The organism is Nocardiopsis quinghaiensis, from assembly GCF_008638365.1.
GTDB lineage: Bacteria > Actinomycetota > Actinomycetes > Streptosporangiales > Streptosporangiaceae > Nocardiopsis > Nocardiopsis quinghaiensis.
In genome coordinates, this window is the sequence record NZ_VWVU01000035.1 from 11,856 (window position 1) to 36,403 (window position 24,548).

General features: G+C 71.3%; 19 protein-coding genes. 3 read left to right on the plus strand and 16 right to left on the minus strand.

The window, feature by feature from the left end:
* The first annotated feature begins 382 nt into the window (after window positions 1-382).
* Window positions 383-1,342 carry a DUF1266 domain-containing protein gene (locus FYX01_RS24555; RefSeq protein ID WP_150245760.1) on the plus strand — a complete coding sequence of 320 codons (960 nt, stop codon included), beginning with the start codon at window positions 383-385 and terminating at the stop codon, window positions 1,340-1,342.
* Between the two features lie 160 nt (window positions 1,343-1,502).
* On the opposite strand, the gene pyk is transcribed toward FYX01_RS24555, so the two are convergent.
* Window positions 1,503-2,936, minus strand: coding sequence for a pyruvate kinase (gene pyk / locus FYX01_RS24560; protein ID WP_150245762.1), 1,434 nt, complete (start codon window positions 2,934-2,936; stop codon window positions 1,503-1,505).
* A 212-nt stretch (window positions 2,937-3,148) separates the two neighbouring features.
* Between pyk and FYX01_RS24565 the strand changes: the two genes are divergently transcribed.
* On the plus strand, window positions 3,149-3,805 hold the full coding sequence (locus tag FYX01_RS24565; RefSeq protein WP_223830633.1) for a maleylpyruvate isomerase N-terminal domain-containing protein: 657 nt from the start codon (window positions 3,149-3,151) through the stop codon (window positions 3,803-3,805).
* A gap of 184 nt (window positions 3,806-3,989) precedes the next feature.
* Here the strand turns inward: FYX01_RS24565 and FYX01_RS24570 are convergent, their stop codons facing one another.
* From FYX01_RS24570 to gltB, 6 genes are all read right to left on the minus strand, one after another.
* On the minus strand, window positions 3,990-4,640 hold the full coding sequence (locus tag FYX01_RS24570) for a class I SAM-dependent methyltransferase (RefSeq protein ID WP_150245768.1): 651 nt from the start codon (window positions 4,638-4,640) through the stop codon (window positions 3,990-3,992).
* Window positions 4,641-4,792: 152 nt separating this feature from the next.
* The gene (locus FYX01_RS24575) at window positions 4,793-5,692 is read right to left on the minus strand and encodes a prenyltransferase (RefSeq protein ID WP_150245902.1); all 900 of its coding nucleotides are present in this window, start codon (window positions 5,690-5,692) and stop codon (window positions 4,793-4,795) included.
* Window positions 5,693-5,766: 74 nt separating this feature from the next.
* Entirely contained in the window at window positions 5,767-6,150 is a 384-nt protein-coding gene (locus FYX01_RS24580) for a DUF2784 domain-containing protein (RefSeq protein ID WP_150245771.1), read from the minus strand.
* A 213-nt stretch (window positions 6,151-6,363) separates the two neighbouring features.
* On the minus strand, window positions 6,364-6,747 hold the full coding sequence (locus FYX01_RS24585; RefSeq protein ID WP_150245776.1) for a DUF2784 domain-containing protein: 384 nt from the start codon (window positions 6,745-6,747) through the stop codon (window positions 6,364-6,366).
* A 211-nt stretch (window positions 6,748-6,958) separates the two neighbouring features.
* A complete protein-coding gene (locus FYX01_RS24590) occupies window positions 6,959-8,413 on the minus strand; it encodes a glutamate synthase subunit beta (RefSeq protein WP_150245779.1) in 1,455 nt (484 codons plus the stop codon).
* Between the two features lie 31 nt (window positions 8,414-8,444).
* Window positions 8,445-13,001, minus strand: coding sequence for a glutamate synthase large subunit (gene gltB, locus FYX01_RS24595; protein ID WP_150245782.1), 4,557 nt, complete (start codon window positions 12,999-13,001; stop codon window positions 8,445-8,447).
* Between the two features lie 591 nt (window positions 13,002-13,592).
* Here gltB and FYX01_RS24600 point away from each other — a divergent pair.
* Window positions 13,593-15,269, plus strand: coding sequence for a bis-aminopropyl spermidine synthase family protein (locus FYX01_RS24600; RefSeq protein ID WP_150245785.1), 1,677 nt, complete (start codon window positions 13,593-13,595; stop codon window positions 15,267-15,269).
* Between the two features lie 60 nt (window positions 15,270-15,329).
* Here FYX01_RS24600 and FYX01_RS24605 read toward each other — a convergent pair whose 3' ends face one another.
* The 9 genes from FYX01_RS24605 to FYX01_RS24645 form a co-directional block, all read right to left on the minus strand.
* Window positions 15,330-16,346: a hypothetical protein gene (locus FYX01_RS24605; RefSeq protein ID WP_223830634.1), complete on the minus strand. Its 1,017-nt coding sequence runs from the start codon at window positions 16,344-16,346 to the stop codon at window positions 15,330-15,332.
* 165 nt (window positions 16,347-16,511) lie between these two features.
* A complete protein-coding gene (locus tag FYX01_RS24610; RefSeq protein WP_150245788.1) occupies window positions 16,512-17,684 on the minus strand; it encodes a hypothetical protein in 1,173 nt (390 codons plus the stop codon).
* A gap of 97 nt (window positions 17,685-17,781) precedes the next feature.
* The gene (lgt, locus tag FYX01_RS24615) at window positions 17,782-18,891 is read right to left on the minus strand and encodes a prolipoprotein diacylglyceryl transferase (protein WP_150245791.1); all 1,110 of its coding nucleotides are present in this window, start codon (window positions 18,889-18,891) and stop codon (window positions 17,782-17,784) included.
* Window positions 18,892-18,946: 55 nt separating this feature from the next.
* The gene (locus tag FYX01_RS24620; RefSeq protein WP_150245795.1) at window positions 18,947-19,927 is read right to left on the minus strand and encodes a DsbA family protein; all 981 of its coding nucleotides are present in this window, start codon (window positions 19,925-19,927) and stop codon (window positions 18,947-18,949) included.
* 53 nt (window positions 19,928-19,980) lie between these two features.
* Window positions 19,981-20,493, minus strand: coding sequence for a MauE/DoxX family redox-associated membrane protein (locus FYX01_RS24625; protein ID WP_150245799.1), 513 nt, complete (start codon window positions 20,491-20,493; stop codon window positions 19,981-19,983).
* Window positions 20,494-20,844: 351 nt separating this feature from the next.
* Window positions 20,845-21,663, minus strand: a complete 819-nt coding sequence (trpA, locus tag FYX01_RS24630) for a tryptophan synthase subunit alpha (protein WP_150245802.1) — start codon at window positions 21,661-21,663, stop codon at window positions 20,845-20,847.
* Window positions 21,660-22,877: a tryptophan synthase subunit beta gene (gene trpB, locus FYX01_RS24635; RefSeq protein ID WP_150245806.1), complete on the minus strand. Its 1,218-nt coding sequence runs from the start codon at window positions 22,875-22,877 to the stop codon at window positions 21,660-21,662. Before trpB ends, trpA begins: the two co-directional genes overlap by 4 nt.
* Window positions 22,878-23,116: 239 nt before the next feature.
* Window positions 23,117-23,923, minus strand: coding sequence for an indole-3-glycerol phosphate synthase TrpC (gene trpC, locus FYX01_RS24640; RefSeq protein ID WP_150245809.1), 807 nt, complete (start codon window positions 23,921-23,923; stop codon window positions 23,117-23,119).
* Window positions 23,924-24,146: 223 nt separating this feature from the next.
* Window positions 24,147-24,524, minus strand: coding sequence for a CD225/dispanin family protein (locus FYX01_RS24645; RefSeq protein WP_150245812.1), 378 nt, complete (start codon window positions 24,522-24,524; stop codon window positions 24,147-24,149).
* Window positions 24,525-24,548 lie beyond the last annotated feature (24 nt).

Sequence of the window (24,548 nt, forward strand, 5' to 3'; positions counted from 1 at the left end):
TCAACGCGTCCTGGGACATCATCGGCCTGTTCACCGACGCCCTCGGCCACCTCGGGATTCCCTGGAAACGCCACGTGAACCCCCGGCCGCCTCGACGCGACAGGATCGTCGTCTCCGTGTCCGGGAAGGCCGCGGTGGCGCGGACGGACGCCTTCGTCGGGCCCAAGCGCTGAGGGATCGGACAGACGGGCCAGAACCTGCGTAACCACCCAGCCGGTACCACCCCGAATAGGCCTTTTGTCACTTGATGCCGGGGCAACCAGGCTGAACCGGTCACATCACGGCCACAACCTGAGCACAACCCGTCGGTTCGGTCGTCCGCGTGGGCGCGCGTCCCTGATCCTTGAGGTTCGGAGGCAGGTTCTCAGGAGAGGAGCAGCGGGTGCTGACCGCGGTGGCCGGGATCATCGGCGCACTGGTTATCGGCGCCTGGGTCGTGGTGGCCTGGGGTTCCCCACGCCGCCGGCCCTGGCTGCTGACCCCCGTCGCGCTGCTCATCGTCCTGCTCGTGGCCCTCGGCCAGCCCGGGTGGGCGTTCCTTCCCGTGGCCGTACTGGTCGCCGGTTCCTTCACCGAGCTGGTGATCGGCTCCCGGGAGTCCCCGGCGGTGCGCACCAAGGACCCCGACGCCCCTCTGAGTACCGAGCGCTGGGCCGCGGCCGTGGCGGCGCCGTTCCGGGTGGCGCTGGCCGAGCCGTGGGACGTGGTGGCCCGGCCCTCGCTGCGCCGCCGCTACCGGCGCATGTTGGAGCACCAGTGGGGGGTGACCGACCGCGATTCGCTGCGGGAGGCGGTCGAGTCCCTGTTCGAGGATCTGCACACCGGTCCGACGCTGGACCTGGTGGTGGATCTGCGCGCCGGGGTCGCCAGGTCGCGTCTTCCGCGGGAGCGGGGCGGGGAGTCCACGGGCGCGCAGGTGCGTCTGACCGATGACCAGGTGGCCCGGCTGCGCGCCGTCACGGGGGTGGCCGAGGCGGACGAGACGGTGCTGATCGGCGCCTACCAGTGGTGGAAGTCGGTGCACGTGATCCGGCTGGTGTGCGGTGGCGCTTCGTTGGACTGGCTGAGTCCGGTGGAGACGCAGACGCTGCTGCGGCGGGTCGCGTCGGATCTGCAGCGCCGGTACTCGTCGTGGCAGCAGTTGTCGACGGCCTTCCACGCGGGGTACCTGCTGTGGCCCGAGAAGGGCGTGGAGGGCGATCACGGCGGCACGGACCGGGTGTGGGCGGCGTTGGGCCTGTTGGCGGAGGACACGCGGAGTCCGTGGAACCTGTTGCCGTGGGACATGCCGTTGGAGCGGGTGCTGCCCGAGGGCGGTGTGGCCACCAACCAGGAGCCCTAGCCGAGGGCCCTGTGGAGGGCCTCAGGGGGCTCCGGATGTCCTGGAGAGACGTCGGCCGCACCTGGTCCTGGCCCGGTGGGCGGCGCGGCTCATACGCCGTTTCCTCCGGGCAGGACCTGATGCGGCACGTCAGTGGGCGCCTGTGGGGGGCGCCTGGTTCCTACTGTGTCGCGAGGGCGACGGCGTCGCCGAGGCGGTGGACGCGCAGGAAGTTGGTGGAACCGACGGTTCCGGGCGGGCTGCCCGCCACGATGACGATCGTGTCGCCCTTGTGGTAGTCGCCGAACTGGAGGAGTTCGCTCTCCACCTGGCGGACCATGTCGTCGGTGTTGTCGACCCAGGGCACGATGTGGCTCTCGACTCCCCAGGTGAGGGAGAGCCTTCCGCGGGTGGTCTGTTCGGTGGTGAAGGCCATCAGCGGGATGGGGGAGCGGTAGCGGGCCAGTCGGCGTGCGGTTTCGCCGGACATGGTGAAGGCGACCAGTGCCTTGGCGCCGACGGTGGCGCCGATCTCGGCGGAGGCTCGGGCGATGGCGCCGCCGGTGGTCTCGGGCACCCGGTTGAGGATGTGGGAGGCGCGCAGGGATTCCTGCTCGGCGGCTCCGACGATGCGGGCCATGGTCTCGACGGTCTCGACGGGGTACTTGCCGACACTGGTCTCGCCGGAGAGCATGACGGCGTCGGCGCCGTCGAGGACGGCGTTGGCGACGTCGGAGGTCTCGGCTCGGGTGGGCCGGGGGGCTCCGATCATGGATTCGAGCATCTGGGTGGCGACGATGACCGGTTTGGCCTTGTCGCGGCAGCGCTCGACGGCGCGCTTCTGCACCATGGGGACGTTTTCGAGGGGGAGCTCGACGCCGAGGTCGCCGCGGGCGACCATGACTCCGTCGAAGGCCTCGATGATGTCCTGCAGGCGTTCGACGGCCTGGGGCTTCTCGATTTTGGCGATGAGGGGGACGACGACGCCCTCCTCGTCCATGATGCGGTGGCACTCTTCGGCGTCGGCGGGGCTGCGGACGAAGGAGAGGGCGACCATGTCGACGCCCTGGTGGAGGACCCAGCGCAGGTCCTTCTCGTCCTTCTCGGTGAGCGCGGGGACGCTGACGGCGACGCCGGGGAGGTTGAGTCCCTTGTGGTTGGAGACGGTGCCGCCGAAGATGACCCGGGTGTGGACTTCGGTGCTGGTGGTTTTGGTGCACTCCAGCACGATGCGGCCGTCGTCGATGAGGACGCGGTCTCCGGGGCGTACGTCTGCGGGGAGTCCCTTGTAGGTGGTGGAGACGCGTGTGGCGTCGCCGGGGACGTCGTCGATGGTGATGGTGAACTCGTCACCGGTGGTGAGTTCGACGGGTCCGTCGGGGAAGGTGCCGACGCGGATCTTGGGCCCTTGGAGGTCGGCGAGGACGCCGACCGCCTGTTGTGCGGACTCAGCGGCCTGCCGGAGGTTGGCGAGGCTGGCGCTGTGGTCGTCGTGGGTTCCGTGGCTGAGGTTGATTCGGGCGACGTTCAGCCCCGCGTCGACGAGCTTGCGGAGGACTTCCGGGCTCGAGGTGGCGGGACCGAGGGTCGCGACGATTTTTGCTCGACGTGTCACGCCTAACACTCTAGAGCGTCTGGTGGATGCAGTGGTCTAAACCAGGTTGCGAGTGGGTGTGTGTGAGGTGGCGTGGTGACGAATTCGGTGACCCCGGGTGACGGTTCAGGGTGGTATGGCGACGGGACGCGTGCGGTTGTCGCCACCGTGGGAGGTGTGCCGTGTTCAAACGTGATGTGGTGATTTCCGCCATTTCGTCAGAGGTGGGCGTGTTGAAACGGGTGTTGCTGGGGTTGTCGGAGGAGGAGGCGGCGCTGCCGACACGGTGCGTGCCGTGGGACGTGGCGGCGCTGGCGGCGCACACGGCGGGTGCTCTGCACCGGGTCCTTGTGATGCTGGACGCCGACACGCCGGAGGGGGCCGCGTCGGTGTCGGCGGCGGGGTACTACGCGCCGGACGTGCGCTTTTCTCCGGAGGTGAACGCCGAACGGGTGGGGTCGGCGCTGGAGGCGGCGGCGCGCGGGGCGGACGCGGGCGAGCCGGGGAGGGTACTCGGGGCGTCCTGGGCGGAGCTGGCCGTGCGGGTGGCGGCGGAACCGGTGGACCGGGTGGTGGTGACGCGGCACGGTGATCCGATGCTGCTGACGGACTTCCTGGTGACGCGGGTGGTGGAGCTGGGGGTGCACGGGTTGGATCTGGCGGACGCGCTGGGCCGGGATCCGTGGTTGACCGACGAGGCGCTGGCCGTGGTGGTGCGATTGTTGTTCGGGGGCTGTGACGGCGGGGTCGTGGAGCGGGTGCTGCCCGGGGCCCTGTCAGATCGCGCCGGCGGGGTGGCTGCGGTGCGCGCCGTGACGGGCCGCTCCGGCTCGGACGCCGGGCGCGATGCCCTGGAGGCGGCCGGGGTGCGCTTCCCGGCGTTGGGTTAGGCGGTCTTCCCAGGCCTGCGCTTCGCTCCTGTCCGTGTCCGGGCACCCGGACAGCCCTTCATGCGCGAAGGACCCGGTTCGGAGAACAGGTCCTGGTCCCTGGCCCCGGGTCGGGGCCGAGGGCCCGTCTGGCGCCGCCTCGGGCCGCGTTCACGGGGCCCGGGGCTCCCACGCGGGCGGGCGGTCATCCGGGGTGTACGTCCTTGCGCATCAGCAGGTGGCCCCGGCGGTGCCGTTCCGTCTCGCGCGGCTCGCGCAGCATGCGTCCGGTCTCGGTGAATCCGGCGTCGCCGGCCAGGCCCGCGAGGTCGTCGATCGGCCACCGGTAGGCCGTCGTCACCTGGTGGTCGAACGCCGCGACCGGGCCGCCCTCCGACTCGAAGAAGGCAAGCAGAAGGTGGCCGCCGGGTGCGAGCACCCGGTGGAACTCGGCGAGGTGGGAGGGCAGGTCCCGCGGCGGGGTGTGGATGACCGAGTACCAGCACACGATGCCGTTCAACGTGCCGTCGGCCAGGTCCAGGGCGTCCATGGAGCCGACCTCGAAGCGCAGGTCCTGGTACGCCTGGCGGGCGAGGTCGATCATCACCGGCGACAGGTCGAGGCCGAAGACGTCCAGTCCGAAGTCCCGCAAGTGCGCGGTCACGCGTCCCGGGCCGCACCCCAGTTCGGCGACGGGTCCGGTGCCGGTGGCCCGTGCGAGTTCGGCGAACGCGGCGAGCACCGCGCGGTCCAGCGGAAGGGCGTCGAGTTCGTCTCGGGCGTAGGCGGCGTACCGGACCGCCACGGCGTCGTAGGCGGCCGCCGTCGTGTCGGTGTGGGTGGAGGGTTCGGTCACGAACCAGAACACTAGGGCCTTCCCGCCGTGTGGGCGAGGGACCCGCCGGAGGGGTCCCCGTGGTGTCCGGGCGGGCCCCGGGGGGCGGGTGGCCGTCCGGGCCCGGTTCGGGATGTGCGGGTGGCCGTGTGGCGCGGGTGCGGGCCGGGGTGTCAGTGGTCGCGGCGCGGTGGTGGCAGGGAGGCGCCGATGCGGCCGTAGGCGCGAAGGACGCGGAGGAGTCGGATGGTGCGCATGCCCTCGCGTTCGATGGTGGCGGCGGTGTCCCAGTGCTCTCCTGTGGTGTCCCAGCCGCCGTCGGAGCGCTGGGTCCGTTCGATGCGGTCGAGGCTGCGTTCGATCTCGGTGTCGGTGAAGAGCGGTCGGGCGATGTGGCCGGGGTCGGGGGCCAGGTCGAGTGCGGTGTGGGTGTGGTGATGGGTGCTGGGGTCGGGGCCGGTGTCCACGACCGCGCGGATCATGGGGTGGAGCCGGTTGACGGTCTGGATGGCGCGGTGGCGGTCGGGTACGTGTTGCAGGAAGGTGCACACACCGATGGCCTCGTGCGGGTCGGTCCAGCGCATGGCGGCGATGCGTTTCCAGCAGTGGGCGGTGGCGTTGTCGCGCCAGGGGTGGGTGATGTGGTGTTTGTGGAGGTGTCCGACGGTGAGCGCGGTGAGTCCGAGGTCGCTGGAGAAGTCCTCGCGTCGCTGCCACCAGGGCGCTGACTCGGTGTAGCGGATGTTGCGCAGGACGGGAGGCAGGCCTCCGTCGGGGTTGGTGGCGGTGGAGAGGTAGCGGCAGATGCCGCGGCCGAGGCTGGTGGGAATGGGTCCGAGGTCGTCGAGGTAGCGCAGGGCGATCCCGGTGGCCGCGGGTTGGCTGGCGTGTCCGCGCAGGTCGGGGTCGAGTCCGTTGCCGTAGCCGCCGTCGATGTTGCGGTAGGCGGCGAGTGCCGAGCGGACGGGCTCGACGGGTCCGTTCTGGAACAGGTGGGCGAAGCGGTGTCGGTCGATCAGCCGGGCGCTGCGCATGGTGAAGTGTTCCGCGGCGCGGAAGGAGTCCCAGGTCACGACGGTCATGTCTTCGACGGTACGTCCGTGTCCGTGTGGGCGAAATGGGTGGCGGGCGAATCCATCCGCGATATTTACGTGCGGTTCGTGGCGGTGTGGTGTCTGCGTCTTCGTGCGAGGTGGATGTGGCCGGCCCAGGAGACGAGGACGACGGCGGCGACGGCGAGTTGCACGGTGAGCAGGTGCTCGGCCGGGTAGACGATGCCGGTGAGGTAGTGGTCGATGAATCCGCCCTCGGGGAGTCCGGCCTGTCCGGCCCTCCGGCGGGCCCAGTCCTCCACGTGGGTGAGGGGGCAGGGCCAGCCGATGACGGTGATGCCGAGCCCGTAGAGGGCGCAGACGATGTGGGGCCAGATGAGGCGGGGCCAGCGCCAGGCGGGAAAGCCGCCGAGGGCGACGTAGACGAGGAACACCAGGTGCACGACCATGGCGGTGTCGGCGATCAGCCGGTAGATCATCGTGCGGCCCCTCACGGTGGTGTGTCGTCCACGGGTGCGGGTTCGTAAGGACGGTGTGGGCGGCTGGGACTGGTTGTGCGGGCGGGTTCCCCCGTCTCCCAGTATCCCTGTCGCCTCTTCGCCGTGCCAGGGCGTCGTGGGGCCCGTGGACGGCGGGGCCGGCCCGTACGCAGGCGGCGGCGGTCCGTCGGCCATCGCCTGCGCGACCGTCTCTCAGGCGGGGTCGGGAACCTTCGCGCGCCGTCTGCGCAGGGTGAGGACGGCCAGGCCGGCCCAGGAGAGGACGACGACCACGCCGACGCCGGCCTGGACGGTGACGAGGTGGTCGGCGGGGTAGATGACGCCGGTGAGGTAGTGGTCGATGAAGCCCTCCTCGGTGAGTCCGGCCTGGCCCGCGCGTTCGCGGCCCCAGCTCTCGACGTAGGTGAGGGGGCAGGTCCAGCCGACGACGCTGATGCTGAGCCCGTAGAGGGCGCAGCCGAGGTGGACCCAGAAGGTGCGGGGCCATCTCCAGGCGAGGAGGCCGCCGATGGCCATGTAGAGGATGAAGGCCAGGTGGATGACCATGGCCGTGTCGCCGATGATGCGGTAGAGCATGCGCCTGTCCCGGGGTGGGTGGTGGGGGGACCCAGGGGCGGGGGGAGGGGGCTGATCGGCACGAGCCGCGCCCGTTCCGCGTCTCGTCGTTGTCATGGATTCTTCCCCGTGGGCGTCGAGTGGCCGACACGGCGGGGTCACGGGTGGACAACGGCGCCGGGCGCGGGGTCTCCCCCGCGCCCGGCGCGTTTCCCTCTGTTCGGGCCCGTCCCTAGACCAGCGGGCGTTCGGTCGGCGGGATGGCGACCGGCAGCGTGCTGTCGTCGGTGAGGTAGCGGTCCACCCCGGCGGCGGCGGAGCGGCCCTCGGCGATGGCCCACACGATCAGCGACTGGCCGCGGCCCATGTCGCCGGCGCAGAAGACGCCGTCGACGGTGGTCCGGTAGTCGGCGTCGCGTACGACGTTGCCGCGTCCGTCCAGCTCCACGCCGAGCTGTTCGATCATGCCCTCCTTCTGGGGGCCGACGAAGCCCATGGCGAGGGTGACCAGTTCGGCGGGGATCTCGCGTTCGGTGCCCTCGACGGGTTCGAAGCCCTTGTCGGTGCGCTTGACCTCGACCAGCTTCAGGGCGCGGACGTCGCCGTTCTCGTCACCGAGGAACTCCAGGGTGTTGACGGAGTAGATCCGCTTGCCGCCCTCCTCGTGCGCGCTGGTGACCTTGTACAGCATGGGCATGGTCGGCCAGGGCTGGTGGCCGGGCCGCGTGGTGGGCGGCTTGGGCATGATCTCCAGCTGGGTGACCGAGGCGGCGCCCTGGCGGTGGGCGGTGCCCACGCAGTCGGCGCCGGTGTCGCCGCCGCCGATGACCACGACGTGCTTGCCCTGGGCGTTGATGGCCGGGGTGTCGTAGTCGCCCTCCTGCACCCGGTTGGACAGGGGCAGGTATTCCATGGCCTGGTGGATGCCGCCGAGCTCGCGGCCCTTGGCGGGCAGGTCGCGCCAGGCGGTGGCTCCGCCGGTGAGCACGACGGCGTCGTGCTCGGCGCGCAGGCGGTCGACGGTGACGTCGACGCCGATGTCGACCCCGGTGCGGAAGGTGGTGCCCTCGGCGCTCATCTGGGCGATGCGGCGGTCGATGTGCCGCTTCTCCATCTTGAACTCGGGGATGCCGTAGCGCAGCAGGCCGCCGACGCGGTCGGCTCGTTCGTAGACGGTGACGTCGTGTCCGGCCCGGGTGAGCTGCTGGGCGGCGGCGAGTCCGGCGGGGCCGGAGCCGACGACGGCGGCCTTCTTGCCGGTGCGGGTGGCGGGGGGCAGGGGCTTGACCCAGCCCTCCTCCCACGCGCGGTCGATGATGGAGACCTCGACGTTCTTGATGGTCACGGCGGGCTGGTTGATGCCGAGCACGCACGCGGACTCGCACGGGGCGGGGCAGAGCCGTCCGGTGAACTCCGGGAAGTTGTTGGTGGCGTGCAGGCGTTCGATCGCCTCGGCCCAGTCGTGGGTGTGGACGAGGTTGTTCCACTCGGGGATGAGGTTGCCGAGCGGGCAGCCGTTGTGGCAGAAGGGGATGCCGCAGTCCATGCAGCGTGAGGCCTGCTTGGTGACGGTTCCCCGGTCGAAGTCCTCGTAGACCTCGCGCCAGTCCTGGATGCGTACGTCGACCGGCCGGTGCTTGGGCAGCTCGCGCTCGGTGATCTTCAGGAAACCCTTGGGGTCAGCCATGTGTTCTTCCTCCTTTCGTGTTCGCTGACGCTCAGGACTGCGCGGAGGCCATGACGGCCTCGTCGACGTCGCGGCCCTCGCGTTCGGCCTCGGCCTGGGCGAGCAGGACGCGCTTGTAGTCGCGCGGCATGACCTTGGCGATCCGGTCGAGTCCCGCGTCGCCACCGGCCAGGAGGCGTTCGGCGACGGCCGATCCGGTCTCGGCGTGGTGGCGGGTGAGGACGTCGGTGAGGAAGGCGCGGTCCTCGTCGGTGAGGGCCTCGACGTCGACCATCCCGGCGTTGACACGCTCGGTGTCCAGGTCCAGGACGTAGGCGATGCCTCCGGACATGCCCGCCGCGAAGTTGCGGCCGGTGCGGCCGAGGACGACGGCGCGTCCGCCGGTCATGTACTCGCAGCCGTGGTCGCCGATGCCCTCGACGACGGCGGTGGCGCCGGAGTTGCGGACGCAGAAGCGCTCGCCGACGACGCCGCGCAGGAAGATCTCGCCTGAGGTGGCGCCGTAGCCGATGACGTTTCCGGCGATGATGTGCTCCTCGGCGACGAGCCGGGAGCCGGCGTCGGGGCGCACGATGACGCGTCCGCCGGAGAGGCCCTTGCCGACGTAGTCGTTGGCGTCGCCGGACAGGCGCAGGGTGATGCCGCTGGGCACGAACGCGCCGAAGGACTGGCCGGCGGATCCGGTGAAGGAGATGTCGATGGTGTTGTCGGGCAGGCCGTCGGCGCCGTAGCGCTTGGTGACCTCGTGTCCGAGCATGGTGCCGACGGTGCGGTTGACATTGCGTACGGGCAGTTCGAGGCTGACGGGCTGGCCGAAGTCCAGGGCGCCCTCGCTGAGCTGGATGAGGGTGTTGTCCAGGGCCTTCTCCAGGCCGTGGTCCTGCTTGCTCCGCTGGGTGCGCTGGTCGCCCGCCCAGGGCTCGACCTCGTGCAGGATCGGCGCCAGGTCCAGGCCCTGTGCCTTCCAGTGGGTGAGTGCCTCGGTGGTGTCGAGCAGGTCGACGGAGCCGATGGCCTCGTCCAGGCTGCGGAAGCCGAGCTGGGCGAGGTACTCGCGGACCTCCTGGGCGATGAACTCGAAGAAGTTCACCACGTGGTCGGCCTGGCCGGAGAACCTCTCGCGCAGGGCGGGGTTCTGGGTGGCGACGCCGACGGGGCAGGTGTCGAGGTGGCACACGCGCATCATGACGCAGCCGGAGACGACGAGGGGCGCGGTGGCGAAACCGTACTCCTCGGCGCCGAGCAGGGCGGCGACGACGACGTCGCGGCCGGTCTTCATCTGGCCGTCGGCCTGGACGACGATGCGGTCGCGCAGGCCGTTGAGCAGCAGGGTCTGCTGGGTTTCGGCGAGGCCGAGTTCCCAGGGGGTGCCCGCGTGCTTGAGGGAGGTCAGCGGCGAGGCGCCGGTGCCTCCGTCGTGGCCGGAGATGAGGACGACGTCGGCGTGGGCCTTGGACACGCCGGCGGCGACGGTGCCCACGCCCGCCTCCGAGACCAGTTTGACGTGGACCCGCGCGGAGGGGTTGGCGTTCTTGAGGTCGTGGATGAGTTGGGCGAGGTCCTCGATGGAGTAGATGTCGTGGTGCGGCGGCGGGGAGATGAGTCCGACGCCGGGTGTGGAGTGGCGGGTCTGGGCGACCCACGGGTAGACCTTGTGGCCGGGCAGCTGGCCGCCCTCGCCGGGCTTGGCGCCCTGGGCCATCTTGATCTGGATGTCGTCGGCGTTGCTGAGGTAGTGCGAGGTGACGCCGAAGCGGCCGGAGGCGACCTGCTTGATGGCGCTGCGCCGCAGGTCCCCGTTGGCGTCGGGGGTGAAGCGGTCGGGGTCCTCGCCGCCCTCGCCGGTGTTGGACTTGCCGCCGAGGCGGTTCATCGCGATGGCGAGGGTCTGGTGGGCCTCGGCGGAGATGGAGCCGTAGGACATGGCTCCGGTGGAGAAGCGCCTGACGATCTCCGAGACGGGCTCGACCTCCTCGACGGGCACGGGTTCGCGCACGCCCTCCCTGAGGCGGAAGAGTCCGCGCAGGGTCATGAGCCTCTCGGCCTGGTCGTCGACCTTGGAGGTGTACTCCTTGAAGATGTCGTACTCGCGGGTACGGGTGGAGTGCTGGAGCTTGAAGACGGTCTCGGGGCTGAACAGGTGCGGTTCGCCCTCGCGGCGCCACTGGTACTCGCCGCCGACCTCCAGGCGCCGGTGGGCGTTGGGGTTGGCGGTGTGGGCGCGGCGGTGGCGGATGGCGACCTCCTCGGCGAGGACGTCGAAGCCGACGCCGCCCAGGCGGGAGGTCGTGCCGGTGAAGCAGCGGTCGACGACCTCCTGGCCCAGTCCGAGTGCCTCGAAGATCTGGGCGCCGGTGTAGGAGCTGACCGTGGACACGCCGATCTTGGACATGACCTTCAGGACGCCCTTGCCGAAGGCCTTGACGGTGTTGCGGACGGCCTGGTCGGCGTCGATGCCGCCGATGGTGCCCCTCTCGACCAGGTCGCGGACGGTGGCCAGCGCCAGGTACGGGTTGACGGCGGAGGCGCCGTAGCCCACGAGCAGGGCGACGTGGTGGCACTCGCGTACGTCGGCGGCCTCAACGAGGAGGCCGACCTCGGTGCGGGTCTTCTCGCGGACCAGGTGGTGGTGGACCGATCCGGTGAGCAGCAGCGAGGGGACGGGTGCGCGGTGCGCGTCGGCGCGGCGGTCGCTGAGCACGAGGATGTGGGCGCCGTCGGCGATGGCGGCCGAGACCTCGTCGTTGATCTGCTCCAGGCGGGTGGACAGGGCGTCGCCGCCGCCGTCGACGGGGTAGGTGCCGTCGACGGTGAAGCTCTTCAGGGCCGGGTTGTCCCGGCCCGCGGCGACGATGGCGGCCAGTTCGGCCTGGTCGACGACCGGGGTGGGCAGGACGAGGCGCTGGGTGTCGCCGGGTGCGGCGTCGAGGATGTTGTGTTCGGCGCCCAGGAGGGTGGCCAGGCTCGTGACCATCTCCTCGCGGATGGCGTCCAGGGGCGGGTTGGTGACCTGGGCGAAGTTCTGCGAGAAGTAGTCGAAGAGCTGGCGGGAGCGCTCGGAGAGCGCGGCCACCGGGGTGTCGGTGCCCATGGAGCCGATGGGTTCGGCGCCGGTGCGGGCCATCGGGGTGAGGATGATGCGCAGCTCTTCCTCGGTGTAGCCGAACACCTGCTGTGTGAGGTTGAGTTCGGTGACCGGGACGGGCTGGCTCTCGGGCAGGTCGTCGAGGCGCAGGACGCCGGAGTCGATCCACTCCTGGTAGGGGTGCTCGGCGGCGAGTTCGGCCTTGATCTCCTCGTCCTCGATGATGCGGCCCTGGGCCGTGTCGACGACGAAGATGCGGCCGGGCTGCAGGCGGCCCTTGCGCACGACGGTGCCGGGTTCGATGTCCAGGACACCGGATTCACTGGCCAGGACGACGAAGCCGTCCTCGGTGACCCAGTAGCGGCCGGGGCGGAGGCCGTTGCGGTCCAGGACCGCGCCGACGACGGTGCCGTCGGTGAAGGACACCGAGGCGGGTCCGTCCCAGGGCTCCATGAGGGTGGAGTGGTACTCGTAGAAGGCCCGGACGGCCGGGTCCATCTCGGTGTGGTTCTCCCAGGGCTCGGGGATCATCATGAGCACCGCGTGCGGCAGCGAGCGTCCGCCCAGGTGCAGCAGTTCCAGGGCGTCGTCGAAGGAGGCGGTGTCGGAGTCGTCGGGGTCGACGATGGGGAAGATCCGGTCGAGGTCGCCGGGGATGAGGTCGGTGGCGAGCTTGGCCTCGCGCGCCCGCATCATGTTCCGGTTGCCCTTGACGGTGTTGATCTCGCCGTTGTGCGCGACGTAGCGGAACGGGTGGGCGAGCGGCCAGGACGGGAACGTGTTGGTGGAGAAGCGGGAGTGGACCAGGGCCAGGCCGGAGGTGTAGCGCCGGTCGGACAGGTCGGGGAAGAACGGCTCCAGCTGCGGGGTGGTGAGCATGCCCTTGTAGGCGATGGTGCGCGGGGACAGGCTCGGGAAGTAGACGTCGGTCTCGTGCTCGGCGCGCTTGCGCACGCAGTAGGCGTGGCGCTCCAGGTCGATGCCGGTCAGGCCCTCGGTGGCGGTACCGGGGGTGCCGGTGATGAAGAGCTGCCCGAAGTAGGGCATGGCCTGGCGGGCGGCGGGGCCGCTGTAGCGGGGCTCGAAGGGCAGGTCGCGCCAGCCGAGCAGGGTCAGGCCCTCGTCGGCGACGATGGCGTTGATGTGCTCGACGGCGGCGGTGCGCTCGGCGGCGTCGGCGGGCAGGAAGCCGATGCCGGTGGCGTAGGAGCCCGCCTCGGGGAGCGGGAAGTCGCAGACCTCGGTGTAGAGCTCGTGCGGGACCTGGGTGAGGATGCCCGCGCCGTCGCCGTCGTCGGGGTCGGCGCCGGAGGCGCCGCGGTGGTCGAGGTTGCGGAGTACGGTGAGCGCCTTCTCGACGGTGTCGTGGCTGCGACGTCCAGTGAGGTCGGCTACGAAGCCCACACCGCAGGCGTCGTGCTCGAAGGCGGGGTCGTACAGGCCCTGGGAAGTGGTTTTCGCGTTCGTTCGGACGGACGAACGCCGCACCTGGCCAGCAGGCATCTACCCTCCTGTCGTCTTGCGTCGGCTTTGTGAAAAAGCGCATCCGGGACGACGTTGGCCCTGCTGCGTGCGGATGAAGTTGTGGTGCCGCGTGTCGCGGCGGTTGCCGTCGTGTGTGCTGTGGTCTGTCCGCCTCCGTGGCGCGGCCACGTCCTCGTGGTCGCTGGTGGCGGGCCGGGCACCTGTGACGGGCAGGTTCCCTTATACACGCTGGTCCAGCCACGATGCCAATCGTAGGTCTAGACCATGTGGCGCCGCGGTGCGCCGTGGTGCGCCGTTCGTGCCGCCTTCGCGGGTGCGGACACGGTCCCTCCCGACGTGATCTCCGGTGAGGGCTGGCCTAGCCGGTTTTTCCACGAAGGGCCCCCGCTAAACCTCCCAGAGCGGCTACAACACCGACTGCGGAGTCGGGGATGTCACTCCGGGCACGCGGGCTCGACGCGCCGCCCTTCACATTACCCCGGTGTTAACCCTGCTCCCAAGGGGCGCGGGCACCTGTTACCGGGTGATCTGTCCCTCATCGCCCGCGAACCCCGCGACCCGCGCGCCGTCCGCCCGCGGGTATCCCGCCGTGCGTGGGACGATCGACGCATGCACCCGACCACCCCGGGCGAGAGCGCCCCGCCCCTTCCCGAGCCCGCTTTCAGGCTGCTGCGCGACCACGGCGTGGCCGCGCCCCGGCTGCGCCGTGTGCTGGCGCTGCTCTCGGACGGTCGCTGGTGGAGCACGAACGACCTGGTGCGGGACAGCGGCGTGGCGTACGCGCTCGTGTCCGAGCTGGTCCGGGCCCTGGTGGATGCCGGCGAGCTGACCGTCGAGACCGGGGCCGGGCAGGGCAGGGCGCGCCTGGCCCGGCCCGGGGACTACGCCGGTGCGGCCGCCGTCGAGGAGCTGGCCGACCCGGTGGCCCACCTGCTCCCCCGGTACACCCGGGCCATGGCCGAGCTGGTGCGCGCCACGGACGGGGGGCCGGTCTCCGACCTGGACCTGGACCACGTGTCCGCGACCGCCGAGACGGCGCTGCGCCGCGCCCTGCTGCTGTCCACCCTCTTCGACCTGTACGACCGCACCCTGCTGTGCGTGGGTGACCACGACCTGACCTCGATCGCGCTGGCCCTGGTCCGCCCGGGGGCCCGGGCGGAGGTGGTGGACATCGACGAGCGCGTGCTGGCCCACATCGACGCCCTGGCCGACTCCCTGGGACTGCCGGTGCGCACCCACCACGCGGACCTGCGTCTGGGCCTGCCGCCCACCGTGCGCGACTGCGCGGACGTGGTGTTCACCGATCCGCCCTACACCCCCGACGGGGTGGAGTTGTTCGTGCGGCGCGGCGCGGAGGGGATGATCGACCCGCGCCGGGGACGGGTGCTGGTGGCCTACGGCGCCAGCGAGACCACTCCGAGGCTGGCCGCGGCCACCCAGTCCCGGTTGGTGCGGATGGACCTGCTGACGGAGGCGGTGTGGCCTGGCTTCAACCGCTACCACGGGGCCGAGTCGATCGGCGCCGCCTCGGACCTGTACGTGCTGCGGCCCCTGTCGCGCACCCTGCCCGGGTCCTCGGGGGAGAACGCGCGCGTGTACAGCCAGGGCAGCAACGCCAAGGAGGCCCGGGGCGGTCTGGACGCGGACCGGGCCCGCGCCGTGCTCGACCGGGTGGCCGAGGAGGCCGGTGAGGGCCCGGAGCCGACGCTGGTGGGCGAGTGGCCGCGGCAGGTGGCGGAGTCGGGCCGGGTGCGCCTGTCCACGTGGATGGAGGCGCCCACCGGCGGCGACGGGTGCTCGGTGGTCAATCTCACCGGAGGGTGGGAGCGGCTGGCGGCGCGTGCCGCCCTGGCGGCCACCGGGGACACGGTGTACGTGCTGGTGCCCTCGTCGGCGGAGTGCGTGCGCGACGAGGCGGGCCAGCTGGGGCTGCGCGCCCTGGTGGAACCGCGTTTTCGTGTGCGGTTCCTCCGCGGGTTCGGCGCGAACGATCTGACGGCGGTGCGGTTGACCCGGCGTCCGGACGCGGACTCGGCGGTGGATCGGCTGCTCGTCCACCTGCGGGAGCGGGCGCACGGCAGGCTCACGACGACCCTGCGGACCGGGTTGGTCGAGGTCACGGCGTGGCGGGAGAACCCCGTCAACAAGCGCACCGCCCGCCACGCGGTGGCCGCGGCCCCGCGGTGGGTGTGCGGGCACACCCTGTTGGATCTGCCCGAGCACCGTTTCGGTGAGCTGCGGGAGGTCGCCGCCGACCTCCTCGTCCGGGCGCAGGCCCCGGTGTAGCGCGCCGAACACGCCCAGGGGCCCGGAGGAGGACTCCTCCGGGCCCCGCGAGAGCGTGTGTCAGCCGGTGCCGTCCGTACCGGCTGTACCGGTTCCGTCCGTACCGGTGGTACCGGTTCCGCCCGTGCCCGTCCCGTCGGTGCCGCCTCCCTGGAGGCCCTCCTCCGTGGTGCCCTCGGGCTCCTGCTCGGATCCGGTGCCGGTGTCCTCGAACTGCACCATCCGCCGGTAGAGCGGGTCGCGGAAGTTCGCCAGTGCCACGAGCGGACCGGAGAGGCTGACCCGCTCCTCCACCGACTCCGAACCGGTGGGCTGGACCCACACCAGGACCAGGTAGTGGCCGCTGACGATGGCGTCGCTGGCGCTGTAGCCCTGGCCCAGGCGGTCGAAGGGGTCGTCGCCCGAGGGGGCGAGCACGAATCCGAGGTCGGATCCGGCGCTCTCCTGGGCCTCCCCGCCCTCCTGCTCCTCGGGTTCGGCCAGGGCGGCGGCGAGAGCGCGACTGCCCTCGACGTCGGCCAGGTTGAACACGGCCGTGACACCGAAGTAGGTGTCGGAGACGTAGGTGGCACGCCCCGCCTGGGTGCAGTCGGCCTCGGCCAGCGCGGCCCGGGCCCGTTCGCCCCACATGGCGGCGGCGCAGTCCTCGGTCAGGTCCGAGTCGCGCAGCGTGAAGTCGATGCTCTGGCTGGAGATCTCGGCGTTGTTGTTCGCGAACAGCTCGCCCTCGTTGAGGGGACGGCTGTCCTTCTCGCGAGTGGCCAGGGTCTCGTTCATGCCGCCGGTGTCGATCACCCGGTACATGACCGGGCGGGTCTGCCGGGCGGCCTGCCCGGTGTCCTCGTCCGGGCCGAGCTGTACGTACAGCGCCGCGCCGAGAGCGACCAGCGCCACGACGAGCGCTCCGGCCAGGATCCCGATCAGGGGGCCGAAGCGCTTGGACTCCTTCTTCCTGCGGCCGCCCGACCGGCGGCGCCCGCCCGCCTGGGAGGACCGCTCCGCGGGCACGCCGTCGGACTCGCTGCTCTTCCTCCGACGCCCCGCGGGTCCGGACGCCGACGGTTCAGAAGGGGACACCCGATGGACCTTTCCTAGGATGCGGTCCGGCCCACGCGTGTGGGCCGGACCGGTGGTATACGGCAGGTCGGCCTCTCGCCGTACCTGGTGCGGCCCTGCGGGCGGGCCGATCTGTCCGAGATCCTATCGGGGCCTCCGAGGGTGCGGAACAGGCCGCTCCCCGCTCTACTCCGCGGCCTGCTTCACCTCGACGACCTCCTCGTAAACGTGGCGCGCCGCGTTCATGGAGGCCACGCTCAGGGTCGCCATGTCGGCGTTGTCCTCGGGCTGGGACCCGTCGGTCTCGGCCACCCAGAACACGGCCAGGTAGTGGCCCATGACCTGGGAGCTGGCCTGGCTGTAGCCGTCCTGCAGGCCGGGGACCTCGTCGTTGGTCTGGGTCAGCAGGAACCCGGCGCCGCCCTCGGGGTTGGTCGGGTCCAGCTGCCGCTCGACCTCGGCGGCCCTCTCGGCGCTGGCCAGGTCGAACAGGGTGAACTGCGCGACGTGCTCCTCGTCGGCGTCGGTGTACACACCCGAGGCCGCCCGCACGCAGTTGCCGTCGATGAGGCTCTGGCCCAGCTCCTCGCCCCACACCAGGGAGGTGCAGGAGTCGGTGACCCCGCCCTGGCGCAGCTCCAGCTCCATGTCGTCCAGCCCGATCTCCCCGACCTCGCCGAACACGGTGTCCTCGGTCATCGGATCGGCGCCCTCGGGGCGCTCGTTGATGGGACCGAACACGTCCTCGCGGTTGGGCTCGGACAGGTACATCGCCGGGGTGAGGGTGCTGTGTCCCGACGGCGGTGCCACGACCGTCTCGTCACCGCCCTCGGTGGCGCCCCCGGTTCCGGCGAGGAGCTGGTAGGACAGCAGGCCCAGCAGAGTCACCAGGGCGATGCTGAACGCTCCGAGCAGCACGCCCAACGTGGCGGTGCCGCGCTTGCGCCTGCTCTGCTCGGCGAGGGTGTACACGATCTGGTTGGGCCGGTCCCCCAGGACCGAGACCCTCTTGATGGCGGCGGCGGAGAAGGCGGAGACGGACGAGGCCCTGCCCGCACCGGCGCGCCTGCCGCCGGAGGCCCTGCGGCGGGAGGCCCCGGAGCCGCGGCCCCCGCGGCGCGGGGAGCGACCGGTGGCCTCGGCTCCGGTCTGTTCCCCGTCGATGGCGTCGTCCGGGTCACCAGTGTCGGAGGGGAGGGTGTGACCGTACTCCGCGGAGAAGTCCTCCTCGGGGTCGTACCCGTCCTGGCGGTCGTCCTGGCCGTAGTCGTCGGCGTGGTCCTCGGTGTAGGCGCGCTCGGCACGGCGGGTGCCCCCGCGACGGCCCGTGCGGCCGTATCCGGACTCAGCTCTGGTCACGGTTCTTCTCAATCGTCAACCCGTGGTCTGCTCGGAAGGTACAGGGGGAGCCCAGATCCGTGTCCGGACATGGCCGGCCCACGTGGCTTTCCTGTGTCTACTCGGGCTTCGCCCCGGGATCGGTTCCCTCTTCGGTGTCCCGCTCGGTCGAGCCCTCGCTACTAGATCGCTCAGGGCTCGGGTGGTATTCCGTCCCCGCCTCCTCCGAGCTGGTGTTCTTCGATCCGACCCGCGATTCCTCGCTGTCCAGAGCGCTGTAGACGGTGCCGTCGTCGGCGGTCGCGCCGTCGGATGCGGGACCGAACACCTGGGTTCCGGCGTCGTGGCCGGGGGGGACGACGGCGCTGGAGAAGGAGTCCATGCGGCGGCCCGCCCACAGGAAGTAGGCCAGGGCGGCGAGGAAGACCAGAATGGAGGTCCAGTTGTTCAGGCGCATGCCCAGGAAGTCGTTGGCCGGGTCCACGCGCAGGTACTCGATCCAGAACCGACCGACGCAGTAGCCCATGACGTAGAGGGCGAACAGGCGACCGCCCTGGAGGGCGTGCTCGTAGCGGCGGCCGGCCCAGGCCAGCAGCACCGCCAGGAGCAGGCACCACAGGGACTCGTAGAGGAAGGTGGGGTGGTAGGTGCTGACGCCGAGTTCCATGCCGGGGCGCAGGTGGCCCTCGGGGTAGGGGGAGATCTCCACGGCCCAGGGCAGGTCGGTGGGCCGCCCGAACAGCTCCTGGTTGAAGTAGTTGCCCCAGCGGCCGATGGCCTGGGCCAGGGGGAGGGCGGGGGCGATGGCGAAGGAGAGCTTGGACATGGACAGTCCGCGCCTGCGTGCCACCAGCCACACGCCCAGGGCGCCCATGGGGACGGCGCCCCAGATGCCCAGGCCGCCCTCCCACACGTACAGGGCGCGGATGGGTTCGCGGCCCTCGGCGAAGTACAGCTGTGCGTCGCTGATGACGTGGTAGAGACGGCCGCCGACCAGGCCCAGGATCACGGCCCACACGGCCATGTCCATGATGGTGCCCTTCTCACCGCCCATGGCGGCCCACCTACGCTCGCTCCACAGCACGGCGACGATGACACCGGCGAGGATGCACAGGGCGTAGAAGTGGATCTCCAGCGGGCCGATGGGAATGGAGTTGACCTGCGGGCTGGGGAAGGCCGCGAGGGCACGGCCGGACTCGACCGCGCCCTCGGAAGCTGTCGACGACAATGTCACTGGTCTGCTCTCGGATTCGCCCCGCGTGCGGGGGGTGTCTTCAGGGGTGTTACTCCACGCCACCCCCGTCACCCATGGGCTCGGTGTCGACCTCGCCGGATCCGGCTGAGTCGATCGCCTCGTCGAGGCCCCGGGCGGTCAGGGCGGTGTTGTTGTCGAGCAACTCACCGTTGATGTAGACGGAGGGGGTCGCGCGGAAGGCGTTGTCTCCGCTGTAGCGAGTGTAGGCGTTCCCGGTGGCTTCGATGATCTGGCCCGTGTAGGTCCCGTCCAGGAACGAGGAGTCGTGTCCGTGCCCGTCGCCCCAGGCGAGCAGGTCGGACAGGACCATGGTGCCCAGGGTGTCCTCGCCGATCTGCTCCATGGCGTCCTCGGTCAGGGCGGGCAGGAACTCCCCGGTGAACTCGGCGACCACGGCGGCCTCCTCGTCCACGCGCTGGTCGAACTGCTCCTGCTGCCCCTCGGAGGGGTCGGTGCCGGCGAACCAGTCCTTGAGGTCGTCCGGGGTGAAGCCCTCCTCGCCCTCGGTGGGCTGGTTCTCGAAGAGGATGTCGTTGTACTGGACGAAGCGGTCGTGGTCGGCGGCGGCGCGGGCGGCGGCCCCGCCGCGCAGCGAGTTGGTGCTGACGGGCGCCGGCCGCTGGGCGAAGATGCTCACCGGCCGGTAGTGGACGATGGCCTGGCCCTCGGCGGCGTTCTCCTTGAGGACGTCGCCGTTGAGCAGTTCGAACTGGCGGCAGGCGGGGCACTGGTAGTCGGCGTAGACCTCGACGACGGGGGCCTCGGCCCCCTCCTGGGCCATGACGACGCTGCCGTCCTCCTGCAGGGTCCGCGGTGCCAGGGCGCCCTCGTACCCGGAGTCCGCGCGGTCGGCGTTGAGCACGAGGTAGCCGACGCCGACGATGAGCAGGACCACCGCGGCCGCGGCGCCGAGGACGATGAGGGTCTTGTTGCGTTTCGCCGCCCGCTTCTCCTTCCTCCTCTGTTCCTTGATCCTCTCGCGGGAGCGCCTGCGCGCTTCACTCCCCATGCTCTCCTCTGTTTCTGCTGCTGGATACGGTCGACCGGGGTGCGGTGCCGGGGCTACCGGAACAGGCCGATGGCGCGGTCGATGGCGAAGGGCGAACGGGGCCACACCGCGACGAGGGCGCCCAGGGCCGCGAAGGCGATGTCGCGGGCGATGGAGATCCCGTACTTGGTCTCCCCCGGTGCGACCTGTCCGCCGCCGCCGAAGCAGCCGCAGTCGATGTTCAGGCCCCGCGCCATGGCCGAGACGACCCCGGCGATGAAGACGACCATGAGCAGTGCGCTGACGGCGCCGGCGTAGCGGGTGGCGAGCCCGACCAGGAGCAGGACGGCCAGGGCGAGTTCGAACAGGGGGAGGGTGTAGCCGATGAGCCGGGCGATCTCGACGGGGAAGAGGTCGTAGGCCTCCACCGCCTGGACGGACAGGGCCGGGGGGAACTTGGAGACGGCGGCGAAGACGAGGACGGCGGCCAGTCCGATCCGGCAGGCGAGCGTGATCCAGGGCTGGACGGCGTCCCAGCGCGATCCGCGTGCGGGATCGGGGGCGAGGGTCTGGTCGGGTGTGTCCATTGCCTGTGCCTTCGGGGAGTGAGGGGTACCGTGTCGCTTTTGGTGTTTGCCTTGTTACTCTTCGTGTCGCGTCAGATCCTACTGGGTGTGCCGAGTGGGTGGCACCGGGCTCTGGTTCACGGGGGCACCGGCCGGCGCCCCCGTGAACGGCGGACACCACCATCACACCATCCGTCGCCCCGTCGCGAAGGCGTTTCACCGGCTTCGGGAGGGTCCTCTCACCCGATTCTCACGCTCTTAACCGTGCCCTTGACCAGGGTGGGGGCGGCGGGGCACGACAGACACGGCGGGAGGCCGCCCCGGTGGGGGACGGCCTCCCGTCGGTGTCGGGGCGCCGAAACGCCCCGGTGCTCAGCCGCGGCCCGAGCGCACACCCGCCGCCAGTTCCTGGGCGAAGGAGCGGACCGCCGTGATACCGGTCTCCAGGTCCGGCGCGTCCAGGACCCGCTGGCAGAACCCGGCTCCGACGATCACCCCGTCGGCGTAGGCGGCCACCTCGGCGGCCTGGGCGGCCGTGGAGATGCCCAGCCCCACACAGACCGGCAGCCCGGAGTCGCGGGTGGTCTCCCGGGTGCGCCGCACCAGTTCGGCGGCGGTGTCGGCGACCTGGGTGCGGGTACCGGTCACGCCCATCAGCGAGGCCGCGTACACGAAGCCGCTACAGGCCCGCGTGGTCAGGGCCAGCCGCTGGTCGGTGGAGGAGGGCGCGACCAGGAACACCCGGTCCAGTCCGGAGTCGGTGGAGGCGGCGACCCACTCCCCGGCCTCCTCCGGGATGAGGTCGGGGGTGATCACTCCGGCCCCGCCCGCCTTGGCCAGGGCGGCGGCGAAGCGCTCCACGCCGTAGCGCTCGATCGGGTTCCAGTAGGACATGACCACGGCGGCGGCGCCCGTGGCGGCGGTGGCCTCGACCACGCGGAACACGTCGTCGGTGGTGGTCCCGGCCGCCAGGGCCCGGTCCGCGGCGCGCTGGATGGTGGGGCCGTCCATCATGGGATCGGAGTAGGGCAGGCCGACCTCGATGACGTCACATCCCCCCTCCACCATGGCCTCGACGACCCTGATCGAGGACTCCACGTCCGGGAATCCGGCGGGCAGGTAGCCGATCAGTGCGGCCCGTCCGGCCTCACGGGCCCCGGCAAGCCTGTTCTGCAGTGCGGTAGCGGTCATGCCTGTCCCTCCGGGTCCACGAGGCCGAAGTAGGCGGCCGCGGTGTCAACGTCCTTGTCGCCGCGCCCGGAGAGGTTCACCAGGATGACGGCGTCCGGGCCGAGGCGCTCGCCGAGCTTGCGTGCGCCCGCCAGTGCGTGCGCGCTCTCGATCGCCGGGATGATGCCCTCGGTGCGGCACAGCAGGCGGAAGGCCTCCATGGCCTCCGCGTCGGTGATCGGCTCGTAGGCGGCGCGTCCGGTGTCGGCGAGGTAGGCGTGCTCGGGCCCCACGGCCGGGTAGTCGAGTCCGGCGGAGATGGAGTGGCTGGGCAGGGTCTGCCCGTACTCGTCCTGGAGCACGAAGGTACGCGCCCCGTGGAAGACTCCGTGGCTGCCCGCGGTGATGGAGGCCGCGGTGCGGGTCGTCTGGGCGCCCTCTCCCCCGGCCTCGAAACCGTACAGGGCCACGTCCTCGTCGGGGATGAAGGCCGCGAAGACGGCCATGGCGTTGGAGCCGCCGCCCACGCACGCGGCGACCGCGTCGGGAAGCCTGCCGACGCGCTCCAGGACCTGCTCGCGTGCCTCCTGGCCGACGACGAAGTGCAGGTCGCGCACCAGCTTGGGGAAGGGGTGCGGACCGGCCACGGTGCCGAACAGGTAGTGGGTGCGGTCGACGTTGGCGACCCAGTCGCGGAACGCCTCGTTGATGGCGTCCTTGAGGGTGCGGCTGCCGATGGTGACGGGGACGACCTCGGCGCCGAGCATGCGCATGCGGGCGACGTTGAGCGCCTGGCGCCGGGTGTCCTCCTCCCCCATGTAGATCACGCAGTCCAGGCCGAGCAGGGCGCAGGCGGTGGCGGTGGCCACGCCGTGCTGCCCGGCGCCGGTCTCGGCGATCACGCGGGTCTTGCCCATGCGCTTGGTGAGCAGGGCCTGGCCGAGCACGTTGTTGATCTTGTGCGAGCCGGTGTGGTTGAGGTCCTCGCGCTTGAGCAGGACGCGGGCGCCGCCGCAGTGCTCGGAGAAGTTGCGGGCCTCGCTCAGGGCGCTGGGGCGTCCGGTGTAGTCCTTGAGCAGCGCGGCGAGCTCGGCCTGGTACTGGGGGTCCTGCTTGGCCTTCTCCCACTCGGAGGCGACCTCGTCGAGGGCGGCGATGAGCGCCTCGGGTGCGAAGCGGCCGCCGAAGCGGCCGTAGTGTCCGCTCTGGTCGGGCAGTGGTTGGTCGTGGCTCATGGGACGTTCTCCTGGGAAGGGCCGACCGCGTGGCTTCCCCGGGCCTGCGCCGCGGGGTCCGCGCGCCGACCGGCTGTGCGCCGCCTGGCACCGGCGGCGCGTTCGTTCTGTGGGTCAACGCGGCGTCGGGAACCCGCGGCTCACGCCTGCGGGCTCCCTAGAGCCATCGCCATCGGGGGCCGGGGCGCACCACAGCCGCGCTCGGCACCTGCGTCGTTCCCGTCATGCTGTGGTGCCCTTCAGTTCCGGTCCCGCAGGGCGGGGTGGGCTCCCGCGGTCACCAGGTCGGCGACGGCCTCACGCGGGTTCCGGCCGCGGACGAGGCTCTCACCGACCAGGACGGCGCCGGCTCCGGCGCCGGCGTAGGCCAGCAGGTCGTGCGGGCCGCGGACTCCGGACTCGGCGATCTTGACGACGTCGGAGGGAATGAGCGGGGCGAGCCGGGAGAAGGTGTCCCGGTCCACCTCCAGGGTCTTGAGGTTGCGCGCGTTGACGCCGACGACGGTGGCTCCGGCGTCCAGGGCGCGGGAGACCTCCTCCTCGTCGTGGACCTCCACCAGCGGTGTCAGGCCCAGCGAGCGGGCCCGTTCGACCAGGGACACCAGGGCCTCCTGGGGCAGGGCCGCGACGATGAGGAGTACGGCGGAGGCTCCGAAGGCGCGGGCTTCCCACAACTGGTAGGAGCTGACCACGAAGTCCTTGCGCAGCAGCGGGGTCTCGACCGCCTGGTGGACCGTCCGCAGGTCGGCGAGGCTGCCGTTGAAGCGGCGCTGCTCGGTGAGGACGCTGATCAGGGCGGCGCCGCCGGCCTCGTAGTCGCGGGCCAGAGCCGCCGGGTCGGTGATGGTCGCGAGGGGGCCCTTGGAGGGGCTGGCCCGCTTGACCTCGGCGATGACGTGCACACCGGGGCGCCGCAGGGCGGCTTCGGCGTCCCGCGGGGTGGGCGCCGCCCCGGCCTGGGCCTTGAGGCGGTCCAGGGGGAGGTCCTCCTGCCGCTGCGCCAGGTCAGCGCGTACTCCGTCGAGGATCTCGTCGAGCACGCTCACCAGTTACCGCTCCCTCGTGAAGGTGGGCCGGTCGCGGTGGTGGGCTCCCCTGGGGTGGGCCCACAGTCGCGCGGCGGGACCGGACACCGCCGCCGCACCGTGTCGCTGGTCATCGTATCCACCCGCCGGGGGCGCGGGGTCGGCGACCCCGCGTGACACTCCGTGGGAGGCGGGGGGAGGGGGCGCTCCGTCCCGGCCCGCGGGGACGGAGCGGGGCCCGTGGTCAGTAGGCGTCGTAGGTGGTGCCCACCGTACCGGCGGTCGTCCCGGAGATGACCATCACGACGATGAACCCGATGTAGAGCACGAAGAAGACCGCGCCGAGGATGAAGAGCACCAGGCTGATGATGCCCAGGATCCGGGCGGTCCGGGCCGAGGACTCGGCGCCCGCGTAGTCCCCGATCTGCCACTTGCTGTTGATCTGGAGGGCGAAGATCAGGCCGATGATGCCGATGAACGGCAGACAGCTGAGGATGCCGAGGATGTTGTGCACCATGTAGGTCTTGGGTGGGTCCCCGGGCGGCGGACCACCGTATCCGGGAGGGCCTCCGTAGCTACCGGGAGGGCCGTAGCCGCCGGTGGGCGGGGGTCCGTAGCTCATGTGATCAAACCTTCCGGGACGTGG